This is a genomic window from Geomonas oryzisoli (assembly GCF_018986915.1).
GTDB classification, from domain to species: Bacteria; Desulfobacterota; Desulfuromonadia; order Geobacterales; family Geobacteraceae; genus Geomonas; species Geomonas oryzisoli.
Map to the genome: position 1 here is coordinate 4,183,245 of NZ_CP076723.1, position 12,569 is coordinate 4,195,813.

Below are 12,569 nucleotides of genomic sequence, written 5' to 3' on the forward strand. Positions count from 1 at the left end.
GTCGGATTCTTTTATCTGCTCCTTAAATGGCACTTCACGAATATAACACAGCAGCATCACTCTTCCCACTTGAACTCCGGCACCACTTCCGGTTTCGCCGGTGCCTTCTCCTCGGACGGTATACCGGTCGCGGGCTTGCCACGTACGGCGGCCTCCTTGACCGACTCCAGCAGATGGTCCAGGGCGATGCGGTTTTGGGTCGGGGCGATGTTCACGTTCAGGTCCTTCACCCCGAAGAAGTTGGTGTTGACGATCTTCAGGGTGTTGAAGGTCAAGTCCCCCTCCTGCAGGGTGGCCTTGATCTCCGCCTCGTCATAGTCCCGGTCGCGTCCTAGGAAAAATCCACTCAGCTTCTGCTTGGCCAGGCGCTGCAGGAACTCCTTGCTGACCAGCATCTTCTCCCCTCCCCCCTCGCGTGCCCAGAGGTCGACGAAACCGGTCATGCCCGCGACGCCGCCTCCGACGCCCCTGAAGCTGATCACGCCGTCCACCCGCCCCGAGATGTACCCCTGGACGCTGGGGATGCTGCGGCAAAGCTGTTTCAGGCTCAGCCCGTTGACCAGCAGGTCGGCACGGTAGGTGAGCTTCTCCTTCACCGCGAGGTACCCGGTTCCGAGCATGGTGCCGTCGTAAAGGGTGGTGCGCAACGGTGCGATCTCCATGAGCCCCTGCGAGGCGCGCAGTTGGAGGGTGAGCTTCCCCAGCTCCAGGGTGCCGAAAACGGTCCTGGCCACCGTCAGCTGCTCACCAGCCGCCGGAAGCGCGCGCAGTTGGCCCAGCAGGCGCGGATAGTTGCCCCTGCTGAATTCCCGCGTGTCCTTGGGCTGCGGCGCGCTTTTGCCGGAGAGATCCAGCGAGACGGGGATCCTGCCGTCGATGCCGGTCACTGCAAGCTTCTGGGGCGCCGACTCGATGCTCCCGCCGTGCACATCGATCCCGCCGTCCAGGAGTTGCCGCCCGTCCCGAAACTCCAGCTTCGCGTTGGCGGAGAACACCCCTTTGAGCGTCGCCTCCTGCAGCGATGTCGGCAGCAGGTTCACGGTCGCGTCGACCAGGGCATCGGCGGGGGTGTCGGGGAGCGTAAAGTTGATGGTGCCGCGACGCTTGGGTGACAAGGCTGCAGCCACCTCCCCCCGCGCCCGCAGCGCGACACCCTTGCCCGGCGAAAACAGCCCTTCGCCGATGGAAAGCGTCCCCGCCGCATAGGTTCCGGAGAGGAACAGGGAGGCCCCGGAGAGAGCACTCCTGCCGTTTTTGGAGAGGGCGAGGCTGCGCCCCTTGGTATCGAAACGGCAATCCAGCCCCCCTTTCCCCGAATAGGAGCCGGAAACCCGCGCGTCCAACCGGCCCGCCGTCGGGCGCACCGCCGCCGTTTTGGGCAGAAAGGACGCTGCCTGGGCTGCGGCCCCATCCTGCAGCGCAGCCTTGAACGTGCCCCCCGTCCCGGGAACAAAGGGACGGAAAGCGGCCTCCGCCGTCAACTTCCCCCCCAGAAACCTGCCTTCCAGCTCGGCGCGGCCGCCTTCCCTGGTGAAGCTCGCCTGCACCAGCGCAGATCCCGCGGCATTCCCCTTCATGGTGATGGCACGGGAAGAAATCGTCCCCTTCCCCTCCAGCCATTTTTCCGTTCCTGCCGTGACCAGAGTCCCCTGGGCCTGCCCCGACAAACCCGAAAGCTCCAGGTCGCCCTGGCGCAACGTCCCCCCTTCGAGCTCCGCCACCAGAGGAACCCGTCCCCCTTGATGTCCCGGAGGCGGCAACCGGCCGGCGATCCGGGTGGCGACGAGCCTTACCCCCCCCAGCCGTGCCTGCACCCCTTCCAGGCTGACCTTCTCGTCCTCGACCCGGTAGCTGAAGCGTGCATCCCCGGTCTGGGAGCCGAGGGTCACCCCGGCCAGGCGGCACTCGCCGGAGGCCTGGCGGTGGGCTCCCTGCTGCCGCAACTCGACCGTGGCCACCCCCTCCTTGACGGCAACAGGTTCCTTGCCACGCTTCCCCGCAACGTCGGCGAGCGCGATCCGGCCCGAGAGTTTCAGATCCTGCGCGTTCTTCCCGGTCACGACCACGGTCGCCGTTGCCGTGCCGGAGGCCGCCTGCAGATCGTGGCGTTGCAGCAGCGGGTTCAGGGAGACGAGCTTTGCCTGCGGGAGCCTCAGCGTAGTCGACAGCGGCTCTGGCCGTTGCAGATCGTAGGTGAGGTCACCCTCGACCGCGACGCCGTAGACCCGGGCACTGAACCCGCTGCTTTGGGCACGCACCGGCCGCAAACGCGACGAAAGAGTGACATCGAAGGGAAGACGGAGCGCGTCGACCACTGCCCTGCCCGTGCCCTGCGCGGCGGAAAGTGTCCCGACAACGGCAACGCCTTCCCCCTTCCTGGCAAGGGCCGCCTTCCCGGAGATCCCGGCCGCCAGCAGTTCCCCCTTCCGCGCCAGCGACCCGTCCCGGAGCAGCAGGATTCCGGCGGCGCTGTCCAGGCCTCCCCCGGCCCCCTCCAGCCGCAGCGACTCGCAGCGCAAATCCCCCTCGAGCAGCAGCCCGCGCCGGGCCTCGTCGGTCAGCAGTACGTTCAGCAGGGCGAGGTCGACCTGGTCCACCCCGAAGAGCAGGGCGAAGCGACGCTCTTTCCTGACCCCGGTCAGGCTGCCTTCGGCGTGCAGTTGCGCGACTTTGGCGATATCGAGGGTGGCGTCGTTCAGGTCGACCCTATCCTCGGCGATGCTGTAGGAGCCGTTGAACTGCAGCGTCCCCGCGATCGGGTAGCTCCCCTCGGCTGCCGGCAACAGCACATCGCTGAACCGGAAGGAGCCGGAACTGCGCAGCTCCCCCTTGGCCAGCACCGCGTTCACCGTGAGCGAACCGCGCGCCTTTGCCAGCGCTTGCGGGTTCTTCAGTTTCAGCAGGGTGGCCACCCTCTGCAGCGACAGGATCGGTGCGCTCAGGGTGAGATCCACCGCGGCCTGCGCGCCCGGCCTCGCAGTCCCCTGCAGTTGGTAGCGGTTGTTCGCCGCATCCTGGAAGGCAAGCTCCACCTGGGCGTTGCGCGATCCACCCGTAGTCAGGTTGTAGAGCTTCACGTCGACGCCGCGCACCCCCTCCCCCTGCACCGTGAACGCACCCTTTTGCACCAGGAGCTTGCCGATCACCGTCTCCGGGGCGGGCCTGGCGGGCTTCCTGGCGGCGAGCCGGCGCTGGAGGTCGGTGAAGTTCCAGGTGCCGGCGGCGTTTTTCACGAGGTTGATGCTGCCGCCGTCGATGGAGATGAGGTCGAAACGTCGCTTCCCACGCAGCAGGCCAAGCCACTGCGGCTTTACGGCCACCCTGTCCGCCGCGACCAGGTCGGGACCGGCGAACCCTTTCGGGTTGTGCAGCCTGACCTTGCGCAGCACGAGCGTCGTGCCCGAAAGCGAGACGTCCTGCACGGTGAATTCCTGCTGGAGCGACGAGGTGACGTAACCGGCAAGCTGGCGGGCGGGGAGCGGCGTGGCGAGGTAGATCTGCAGCAGCACGAAGACGAGCAGGCACACCCCGAGCAGGCCGGCGGCAACAAATGCCAGCATCCTCACCGGTCCTTCCGGGATTAAGTTTCTGCCGCCGAGCTCTCTCATGTGTCCCCTTTCGTGCAGCGTGAACTTTACCCTGCTTCGCCGCGCTGGGCAAGGGCGGCTTCAGTCGGCTCCGTCACGAGGAACAGGCCTGCCGCTGGAACAAAAAAGGGGCACCCGGCGTGGGTGCCCCTTTTCATGTGGGTAGTACTTCCGTGCCGAACCGGAATCAGGCCGGCAGCGCGGGAAGTTCCAGACCGGCCATCTGCTGGACCATGCGCACGACCTGGCAGCTGTAGCCGAACTCGTTGTCGTACCAGACGTAGAGCACGCAGCGGTTCCCCTGCACGATGGTGGCCAGGGAGTCGACCACGCCGGCGTGGCGCGAACCGACGAAGTCGCTGGAGACGACGTCCGGGGAGTTGGTGTAGTCGATCTGGTTCTGCAGCGGCGAGTCGAGCGAGATGGCGCGCAGGTAGCTGTTCAGCGTCGCGACATCGGTCTCCGTGTTGAGCTGCAGGTTCAGGATGGCCAGCGAGACGTTCGGGGTCGGCACGCGGATCGCGTTGCCGGTCAGCTTGCCGGTCAGCTCCGGAAGCACCTTGGCCACGGCCTTGGCCGCGCCGGTCTCGGTGATGACCATGTTCAGCGGGGCGCTCCGCCCGCGGCGATCGGCCTTGTGGTAGTTGTCGATCAGGTTCTGGTCGTTGGTGTAGGAGTGGCAGGTCTCCACGTGGCCGCTGACGATGCCGAACTTGTCGCTCACCACCTTCAGCACCGGCACGATGGCGTTGGTGGTGCAGCTCGCGGCGGAGAAGATGGTTTCCTGCGGCACGATCAGCTCGTTGTTGATCCCGGCGACGACATTGGGGATGTCCCCCTTGCCCGGTGCGGTGAGCAGCACCTGGGAGACGCCGGGCGCCTTCAGGTGACGGCCGAGACCTTCGCGGTCACGCCACTTGCCGGTGTTGTCGATGACGATGGCGTTGTTGATGCCGTACTGGGTGTAATCGACGTTCTCGGGGGCATCGGAGTAGATGATGCGGATCATGTTGCCGTTGGCGATGATCGCGTTCTCTTCCTCGTCGATGGTGATGATGCCGTTGAATGGACCGTGCACGGAGTCGCGGCGCAAGAGGCTCGCCCTCTTCACCAGGTCATCCGGGCCGGCCTTGCGGACAACGGCGGCGCGAAGGCGGAGCTTCTCGCCGCTGCCGGACTTCTCGACCAGGATGCGGGCAAGCAGGCGGCCGATGCGGCCGAAACCGTAGAGCACGATGTCCTGCGGCTCGTCCAGCAGCGAGGTGCGGCCGGTGTTGACCGAGGCGAGCTCGCTGGCGACGAAGTCGTCGATGGAGACCTTGTCCTGCACGGCCTGGTAGCGGACCGCAAGCCTGCCGAGGTCGATGCGCGCCGGCGCCAGGTCCAGCTTGGCGAGGGCTTCCAGGACCGGGAACGTCTCCTGGACGGTCAGCTCGCCGTCGAGGATCAGACGAGCGAAACGATGCGCCTTGAGGATCTCGATGGTCGGGCTGTTTACCAGCGAACGGCCGTACACCGTGGTGACGATGTTGTTGTCGCGGTAAAGATGACCGATGATCGGGAGCATGCGCTCGGCAAGCTCCTCATGGCCCTGCCATTCCTTCAAATAAGCTTCCTGTTTCTCAATCTTCATAGTTCCGTCCCTTCGCAGAAAATAACGCCGGACACTTCGAAGCGCTCCGACGCAAAACTCAGCGTACATAACGGCCGACGCGCCACTGTCAACTGCACACCAAGGCAACGCCTAAGTACACCGAATCATTTCGCGGTTGACAGAACGACAGCAGCAAGAGCGGCCAAAACGCCTGCATACTACAGTATTTTTGTGATGTAAACAATTGAAACTTCAGGGAGATAAACAAGTAATGTTTTTGTTAATTATTTCGAGTAAATATATCTGTCACAGATTCACCGTCCGCATTTTATGCCGCCACAACCTTTGCGCCCGGCGCACTCTTCGTGCTATCCTTGCCAGTCGCCGCCGCGGTTGGTGGCGCGCCGCCGGCCTGCACTTCCAACCGCGGCGGGAGCGCCGGCTCGTGCCAAGGCGGCCAAATCTTTACCTGGATAGACTATGAGAACCATCGTACTACTGATCCTTTCCAACGTTTTCATGACCTTTGCATGGTACGCACACCTGAAGGACCTGCGCAGCGCGCCGGTGTACGTGGCCATCCTGGCGAGCTGGGGCATCGCCCTGTTCGAGTACATGCTCCAGGTGCCCGCGAACCGCGCCGGGTTCGGGACCTTTAGCCTGGGACAATTAAAGATCATGCAGGAAGTGATCACCCTTTCGGTCTTCGTCCCGTTCGCTGTGTTCTACATGGGACAGCCGCTCAAACTGGACTACCTGTGGGCGGGCATCTGCATGGCGGGTGCCGTCTTTTTCATCTTTCGCGGATAACGGAGGGCTGCAATGATCTGTGTAATCGCATCAATCAGGGTTCGTGAGGGGGCGCGGGACGCGTTCCTGGAAATCTTCAACGACAACATCCCCAAGGTGAAGGCGGAACCGGGGTGCATCGAATACTTCCCCTGCGTCGACGTGGACGCAGCGCTCCCGGTACAACTCCGGGACGACCTGGTGGTAACCATCGCGGAGAAGTGGCAGAGCGTCGACGCGCTGCACGAACACCTCGCCTCGCCGCACATGCTCGAGTACAAGGAGCAGGTGAAGGACCTGGTGACCGAGGTGTCGCTCAAGGTGCTGCAACCGGTCTAGAGCGGGAGGCGGGGATGCCGGCAAAGGCGAGAAGTGCGAAGGGGCGCGGACTGCGCGTGGTGGCGGTCTTCGAGGCCTTCAAGGGGGCGGTGGTCCTGCTGGCGGGGTGCGGGGTGCTGACGCTGGTGCACAGGAACCTGCACGACATCGCGGTGCGGCTGGTGCTGGTCCTGCACATGAACCCGGCGCGCCATTATCCGAGCATTTTTATTGACGCCGCCAACCGCGTCACCGATGTGCAGCTTTGGATGCTGGCGCTTTCCGCGCTGGCGTACGCCGCGGTCCGGCTCGTCGAAGCGTACGGGCTGTGGCACGAGAAGAGATGGGCGGAGTGGTTCGGCTTCCTCTCCGGAGCGATCTACCTCCCCGTCGAGCTCTTCGAGATCTTCCGCAAGCCGGACTGGGCCCGCGTCGCCGTCTTCCTGGTGAACGTGGGGGTGGTCGGTTACCTCGCCTCCGCCCTCAAGCGCTCCAGGAAGTCGCGCCGCTAGCCCAGATAAGGGGCCAACACCTGCAATGAATTCTCAAGGTGCGGCCTGCTGTGCGACTCGATGGTGAACGCGGCGTCCGGCGCATACTTATCCATCAGTTCGAAGAACAGCTTGAAGTCGATGGCGCCGTCTCCCGGGGGTGCGTGGTCGTCCCTGGTGCCGCTGTTGTCGTGGATGTGCACCTCCCTGATCCACCCCCCCAGCGCCTCGAACCACTCTTCCATCCCCACCCGCTTGAACAGGTTCCAGTGACCCACGTCGAAGCAGTGCCCGAACGAGGGCTCCTGCACCGCCTCGAACAGCGCCTTCAGGGTCGAAGGTTCCTCCTCGAAGATGTTCTCCACCGCGACCACCGTGCCGATCTCCCTGGTCCGCGGCAGGACCTCCCGCCACGCGGCGACGCTCAATTCGAGCCACTGCCCCTGCGCCTCACCGTAGCGCCAGCGGTCGAACCCGGGGTGAAACACCATCACCTCGGGGCGGAGCAGTTCGGCGGCGTCGAGCACCTGCCGGAAGCGGTGCATGGTGGCGTCCCGCAGCATCCGCTCCAGCGAACCGGGGTTGAGGTCCATGAAGGGTGCGTGGATGGTGCAGGAAAGCCCCTCCCCCTTGAGCGCACGCGCCGTCTCGGCGAGCTGCGCCGGCGTCGCGGCATCGAGCGCGTCGGCGGAGAGGTAGATCTCGGGGTTCAGCTTGCGCTCCAGGATGAACGGGAGATGCTCCGCGATCTGGCTGTAAGGGACGTGTACGAAGACTTTTTTACTCATCTTTTTTCCTGTGCTTTTTGATCAGGTCCTCGGCGCAGCTGTCGCAGCGGACCAGCTGGTCCAGCTTCTGGATCGCCGCCGGTTCACCCAGCACGATCAGCGTGTCGTGCGCCTCGATCTTGGTGTGGGACTCCGGGTTGAAAACCATCTTACCGGTCTGCTTCTTGACCCCCACGATGATGACGCCGGTTTCCTTGCGGAAGCCGGAGCTGGCCAGCGTCTCCCCGATGAAACCGGAATGCGCGGGGATCAGTATCTCCTCCATCTGCAGTTCCATGTGCTCGCGTCCGGTCGCGATCTCGATGAAGTCGACCACGGTGGGGCGCAGGATCGCCTGCGCCATCCTGGAGCCGCCGATCAGGTACGGCGAAACGACCTTGTTGGCGCCGGCGCGCTTCAGCTTCAGCTCGCTTCCCTCTTCACCGGCGCGCGCCAGGATGAAGAGGTCGGGGTTGAGCCCCCGCGCCGTCAGCGTGATGTAGACGTTCTCGGTGTCGGAGGTGACCACCGAGATGAGCCCCTTGGCCCTCTTGATCCCCGCCCGCAGGAGCACGTCGTCCACGGTGGCGTCACCCGGCAGGAACAGGTAGCCGTGACCGTCCTGCTCCATCTGGGCGATCATCTCGACGTCCTTTTCCACCACCACGAAGGGAAGCGGCTTGGCTGAGAACTCCTTGCAGATCAGCGAGCCGATGCGCCCGAAACCGCAGATGATGTAGTGCCCGTCCAGGGCGGCTATCGCCTTTTCCACCTTTTTCCTCCCGATGATGCGCTGGAACTGCCCCTCGAACATGATCTGGGCCAGACTGCCGACGATGTAACCGATGACGCCGACACCGAAGAAGATCAGCATCATGGTGAAGACCTTACCGACGTGGCTCAGGTCGTGGACCTCGCGGAAGCCGACGGTGCCCAGGGTGATCACCGTCATATAGAGGGCGTCGAGCAGACTCCACCCCTCCAGCGTCATGTAACCGCAGGTCCCCACCGTCAGCAGGAGCAGCAGCACACATATAGAAATCTTGAAATGGCGTACCGGGTCCATAGCTAAACTCCCTCAGCGTCGCAACATACAGAGCGTGCCGGTAGATTTCAAGCTTTTTCATGTGCAACGCCACAATTTTGAAGAGGGAAGTTCTTGACAATCTTTGGATACTGTATACAATACGGCGATCATTGAAGGGGGCCGCATGAAGAAGAACGTTGAGAAGCACCTTACCCTTAGAGAACGGATACTTGAGACGATCCGCGACGCCATCATGTCGGGCGCCCTCAAGCCGGGAGAAAAGGTAGCTGAGCCCGAACTCGCAGCCCGCTTCGGCATCAGCCGCACCCCGATCCGGGAAGCGTTCCGCCAGTTGGAATCCGAAGGGTACCTCTCCGTCATACCGCGCAAGGGAGCGCTGGTCGCCAGCTTCTCCGCAAAAGACGTCGAAGAGTTCTACGCCATCAAGAGCATTCTCGAAGGTTACGCCGCCCGCAAGGCGTGCAGCCTGCTCAGCACCAGGGAAATCAACAAGCTGGAAGCGATCAACGAGAAACTGCGCGAGATCGCCGAGGAAGGGGACGTGCGCCACTTCTTCAAGGTGCACAACAGCTTTCACGACCTCTTCATCAAGGGAGCCGGCAACGATAAGCTGCACGACATGATCGCCCAGCTCTTGAAGAAATTCCAGCGCCTGCGCATGGCCTCGCTGATGAAGCCGGGGCGGATGCAGCTCTCGGTGGAAGAGCACGAGAAAATCATCGAAGCCTTCCGCAAGCGCGACCCGGTCATGGCAGAGATGTTGGTGCAGAAAAATGCCGAGTACGGCGGCAAAGTCCTCATCGAGGAAGACACCGCAGCCGAAGAAGCCTGGACCAGCAAAGGGCTCGATCTCTAAAAATCAAGAAGGTCCCCGTTTGAACCACAGGCGCGGGGCCTGTCTTTTCTAAGACTTGCGGTGCCGGCGCATCTGCCCGGCATTGCCACGCCGTCCCCTGTTTTCCGTCCGCCCCCTTCCCTTTCTATTGCTCCTGCCAACCAGCGCTACCCGCTCACCCATGACTTATTCAAGCTCCACCACCGGGAGGGGACTGGCTCCGCCAGGTGCCTGTCTCCTTAGTCGCTTGTCCGCCAGGGGCCTGTCCCCTTGGGGTTGTAAGGCGGGGCTAAGCGGAATGGAGCGTTCCGCCAGAGGGACAGGCACCAGTCGGAGCCTGTCCCTTCTGCACGCGCCCTCTCCCCATCCCCCAACCTGTGGTTTTTCTTTGCCTCATGGCTCACTTTGCGCTAAATTAGCCCTTTGCCATTTCAATGAGAAGGAGGCACCGTGCAGCAGCTGAAAATGATCCCGAAAGTTGACCGCGTGCTCGAATGGGAGGCGGTACGGAGCCTTTTGGCAGCTCAGCCGAGGGAGCTGGTCCTCAAAGCGGTACGCGTGGTACTGGATCGGCTGCGCAGCGGAGCCCGCGCAGGCGGCCTCGCCGACGAGGCGTTCGGGGAAGCGGCGGTCTGCGCCGAGGTGGCGCGCGAGCTGCGACTGCTGACCCAGCCCAGCCTGAAGCGGGTGATCAACGGCTCCGGCATCGTGATCCACACCAACCTCGGCCGTTCCATCCTCCCCGAGGCGGCGCGCGATGCGCTGAACACCATCGCCTTCTCCTATTCCAACCTCGAATTCAACCTCGACGAGGGGGTACGCGGCAGCCGCTACAGCCACGTCGAGGCGCTTTTGTGCGAACTGACCGGCGCCGAGGCCGCCATCGTGGTGAACAACAACGCCGCCGCGGTGCTGCTCACCCTGAGCGCCATGGCGGCGGGACGCGAGGCGGTGGTGTCGCGCGGGGAACTGGTTGAGATCGGCGGCTCCTTCCGTATTCCCGAGGTCATGAAGCTCTCCGGCGTGACCCTGAAGGAAGTCGGCACCACCAACCGGACCCATCCCAAGGATTATCTCGGCGCGGTCAACGACGACACCGCCGTCTTCCTCAAGGTGCACTGCAGCAACTTCGCCGTGCTCGGCTTCACCAAGGAGGTCACCGCCGAGGAGATGGTAGAGCTGGGGAAACAGGCGGGCGTTCCGGTGCTCGCCGACATGGGCAGCGGCAACCTGGTCGACCTCTCCAACCGGCTCCCCTGCCCCGAGCCGACGGTCCAGGACTTCGTCCGCGCCGGGGTCGACGTGATCACCTTCAGCGGCGACAAGCTCCTGGGCGGACCGCAGGCCGGGATCATCGTAGGGAAGAAGCCGTTCATCGAGGCGATGAAGAAGCATCAGCTTTTGCGCGCGCTCAGGATGGACAAGTTGACCCTGGCGAGCCTGGAGGCGACCCTCGCCCTGTACCGCGACGAGATGGTGGCGCTCAAGGAAGTGCCGACCCTGCGCATGCTGACCGCCACTCTCCCGGAACTGACCGCGCGGGCGCGGAAGATCGCCGGCCGGTTGCGCCGCCGGACCCCGGACGCCGTCAGCTTCAAACTCAGCGAGGGATTCTCGCAGGCCGGCGGGGGGACGCTGCCGCTGTTGAACCTCCCCACCATGCTGATCGAGGTCGCCGTCGCGGGGCTCACCCCGAACGACATCGAAGCGAGGCTGCGCGGCATGGAGATCCCGGTGATCGGTCGCATCAACAAGAATGCCTTCCTGCTCGACCCGAGGACCCTGCAGGATGCCGATCTCGATGACCTGGCCGCCGCCCTGGGCGCCCTCGCGGCATAGGCCGTACTTTGGTCATATTTAACTGGTTTTTTCACAGCCAAACTGTATAATTCGGCGATTTCCCCTTCGGGGACGCCGCCATTCAGAGGTGACTTTGGCCAGAACGTTCGCACTCATCCCTGCCGCCGGCATGGGCAAGAGGATGGGAGCAGGCTCCAACAAGCAGTACCTCATGCTGGACGGCATGCCGATCCTCGCCCGCACCGTGCAGACCTTCCAGGAAGCCGACTGCATCGATGCGATCTATCTGGTTTCGCCGGAACAGGAGATCCCGTTTTGCCGCAGCGAGGTGGTAGAGCGCTACGGCTTCACCAAGGTCCGGGGCATCATTCCCGGCGGCAGCGAGCGGCAGCACTCGGTGTACAACGGCCTGCGCGCCATCGACGGCATCCAGGCCGATGACGTGGTGCTGATCCACGACGGGGTGCGCCCCTTCGTTTCCGTGCGGATGCTGGAGGATGCCGTCGCTGCAGCCCGCGAGGCCGGCGCCTGCGTGGTCGCCGTTCCCGTGAAGGACACGGTGAAGGTGGTAAGTGAAGGTATCGTCGCCGCCACCCCGCCCCGCGAAACCCTCTGGCTCGCCCAGACACCGCAGGGGTTCCGCTACAGCCTGATCCGTGCCGCCCACGACGAGGCCGCCGCTGAAGGCTTTCTCGGGACCGACGATGCCTCGCTGATGGAGTGGCAGGGGCAGCCGGTCCGGGTGGTACTGGGCGATTATCGCAACATAAAGATCACCACGCCCGAGGACATGATCCTCGCCGAGGCGTTTTTGAAGGAGAGGAACTGACATGATGCGCATCGGACACGGCTACGACGTACACCGACTTGTGGAGGGGCGCAAACTGATCCTGGGAGGGGTGGACGTCCCGTACGCGAAGGGGCTCCTCGGGCATTCCGACGCGGATGTGCTCCTGCACGCCATCTCGGACGCCATCCTGGGCGCCATCGGCGAGGGGGACATCGGCAAGCACTTCCCCGATACCGACCCCGCCTTCAAGGGGGCGGACAGCCGCAAGCTCCTGCGCCACGTGATGGATCTGGCCGAGCGCAAGGGGTACATGATCGGCAATGTCGACGCCACCATCGTGGCGCAGCGCCCCAAGCTCGCCCCCTTCATCCAGCAGATGAGGGAGAACATCGCCGAGACGCTGGGGACCGAAGAGGACCGCGTCAACGTCAAGGCGACCACCACCGAGGAACTCGGGTTCGCCGGCAGGGGCGAGGGGATCGCCGCCTATTCGGTCGCGCTGTTGGCAAAGAAGGAATAAACGGTATCACCCCTCCCCGGCCCTCTCCCT

General features: G+C 63.9%; 11 protein-coding genes. 7 read left to right on the forward strand and 4 right to left on the reverse strand.

Going from position 1 to position 12,569, the window contains the following annotated elements; all coding sequences use genetic code 11:
• Positions 1 to 56: 56 nt before the first annotated feature.
• Positions 57 to 3,560 (reverse strand): DUF748 domain-containing protein, encoded by a 3,504-nt coding sequence (locus KP004_RS18100; protein WP_239026857.1) that lies wholly within the window; start codon positions 3,558 to 3,560, stop codon positions 57 to 59.
• A 214-nt stretch (positions 3,561 to 3,774) separates the two neighbouring features.
• Positions 3,775 to 5,220, reverse strand: coding sequence for a glyceraldehyde-3-phosphate dehydrogenase (locus KP004_RS18105; RefSeq protein ID WP_216799810.1), 1,446 nt, complete (start codon positions 5,218 to 5,220; stop codon positions 3,775 to 3,777).
• Between the two features lie 441 nt (positions 5,221 to 5,661).
• On the opposite strand from KP004_RS18105, the gene KP004_RS18110 reads away from it, so the two are divergent.
• From KP004_RS18110 to KP004_RS18120, 3 genes are read left to right on the forward strand one after another with little or no spacing between them, the layout of a single operon-like run.
• On the forward strand, positions 5,662 to 5,991 hold the full coding sequence (locus KP004_RS18110) for a DMT family protein (protein ID WP_199390212.1): 330 nt from the start codon (positions 5,662 to 5,664) through the stop codon (positions 5,989 to 5,991).
• 12 nt (positions 5,992 to 6,003) lie between these two features.
• Positions 6,004 to 6,309, forward strand: coding sequence for a putative quinol monooxygenase (locus KP004_RS18115; RefSeq protein ID WP_216799811.1), 306 nt, complete (start codon positions 6,004 to 6,006; stop codon positions 6,307 to 6,309).
• A gap of 14 nt (positions 6,310 to 6,323) precedes the next feature.
• Positions 6,324 to 6,800: a DUF2127 domain-containing protein gene (locus KP004_RS18120; protein WP_216799812.1), complete on the forward strand. Its 477-nt coding sequence runs from the start codon at positions 6,324 to 6,326 to the stop codon at positions 6,798 to 6,800.
• Here KP004_RS18120 and KP004_RS18125 read toward each other — a convergent pair.
• Complete coding sequence (locus KP004_RS18125; RefSeq protein WP_216799813.1) at positions 6,797 to 7,567, reverse strand: sugar phosphate isomerase/epimerase family protein; 771 nt, start codon at positions 7,565 to 7,567, stop codon at positions 6,797 to 6,799. The two genes, KP004_RS18120 and KP004_RS18125, sit on opposite strands and share 4 nt — an antisense overlap.
• Positions 7,560 to 8,612: a potassium channel family protein gene (locus KP004_RS18130; RefSeq protein WP_216799814.1), complete on the reverse strand. Its 1,053-nt coding sequence runs from the start codon at positions 8,610 to 8,612 to the stop codon at positions 7,560 to 7,562. The genes KP004_RS18125 and KP004_RS18130 overlap by 8 nt, the downstream gene beginning before the upstream one ends.
• Before the next feature lie 145 nt (positions 8,613 to 8,757).
• On the opposite strand from KP004_RS18130, the gene KP004_RS18135 reads away from it, so the two are divergent.
• The 4 genes from KP004_RS18135 (at position 8,758) to ispF (ending at position 12,539) form a co-directional block, all read left to right on the forward strand.
• Entirely contained in the window at positions 8,758 to 9,450 is a 693-nt protein-coding gene (locus KP004_RS18135; RefSeq protein WP_216799815.1) for a GntR family transcriptional regulator, read from the forward strand.
• Positions 9,451 to 9,894: 444 nt separating this feature from the next.
• Positions 9,895 to 11,268 carry an L-seryl-tRNA(Sec) selenium transferase gene (selA, locus tag KP004_RS18140; protein ID WP_216802693.1) on the forward strand — a complete coding sequence of 458 codons (1,374 nt, stop codon included), beginning with the start codon at positions 9,895 to 9,897 and terminating at the stop codon, positions 11,266 to 11,268.
• Positions 11,269 to 11,398: 130 nt separating this feature from the next.
• The gene (gene ispD, locus KP004_RS18145) at positions 11,399 to 12,058 is read left to right on the forward strand and encodes a 2-C-methyl-D-erythritol 4-phosphate cytidylyltransferase (protein WP_239027061.1); all 660 of its coding nucleotides are present in this window, start codon (positions 11,399 to 11,401) and stop codon (positions 12,056 to 12,058) included.
• A 4-nt stretch (positions 12,059 to 12,062) separates the two neighbouring features.
• Positions 12,063 to 12,539 carry a 2-C-methyl-D-erythritol 2,4-cyclodiphosphate synthase gene (gene ispF / locus KP004_RS18150; RefSeq protein ID WP_216802696.1) on the forward strand — a complete coding sequence of 159 codons (477 nt, stop codon included), beginning with the start codon at positions 12,063 to 12,065 and terminating at the stop codon, positions 12,537 to 12,539.
• The last annotated feature ends 30 nt before the right edge of the window (positions 12,540 to 12,569 follow it).

Excerpts from the sequence above, each read along its gene's own strand:
- KP004_RS18110 (WP_199390212.1), top strand. The coding sequence starts at position 5,662 with ATGAGAACCATCGTACTACTGATCCTTTCCAACGTTTTCATGACCTTT.
- KP004_RS18115 (WP_216799811.1), top strand. The coding sequence starts at position 6,004 with ATGATCTGTGTAATCGCATCAATCAGGGTTCGTGAGGGGGCGCGGGAC.
- KP004_RS18120 (WP_216799812.1), top strand. The coding sequence starts at position 6,324 with ATGCCGGCAAAGGCGAGAAGTGCGAAGGGGCGCGGACTGCGCGTGGTG.
- KP004_RS18125 (WP_216799813.1), bottom strand. The coding sequence starts at position 7,567 with ATGAGTAAAAAAGTCTTCGTACACGTCCCTTACAGCCAGATCGCGGAG.
- ispD (WP_239027061.1), top strand. The coding sequence starts at position 11,399 with ATGGGCAAGAGGATGGGAGCAGGCTCCAACAAGCAGTACCTCATGCTG.
- KP004_RS18135 (WP_216799815.1), top strand. The coding sequence starts at position 8,758 with ATGAAGAAGAACGTTGAGAAGCACCTTACCCTTAGAGAACGGATACTT.
- ispF (WP_216802696.1), top strand. The coding sequence starts at position 12,063 with ATGCGCATCGGACACGGCTACGACGTACACCGACTTGTGGAGGGGCGC.
- selA (WP_216802693.1), top strand. The coding sequence starts at position 9,895 with ATGATCCCGAAAGTTGACCGCGTGCTCGAATGGGAGGCGGTACGGAGC.
- KP004_RS18105 (WP_216799810.1), bottom strand. The coding sequence starts at position 5,220 with ATGAAGATTGAGAAACAGGAAGCTTATTTGAAGGAATGGCAGGGCCAT.
- KP004_RS18100 (WP_239026857.1), bottom strand. The coding sequence starts at position 3,560 with ATGCTGGCATTTGTTGCCGCCGGCCTGCTCGGGGTGTGCCTGCTCGTC.
- KP004_RS18130 (WP_216799814.1), bottom strand. The coding sequence starts at position 8,612 with ATGGACCCGGTACGCCATTTCAAGATTTCTATATGTGTGCTGCTGCTC.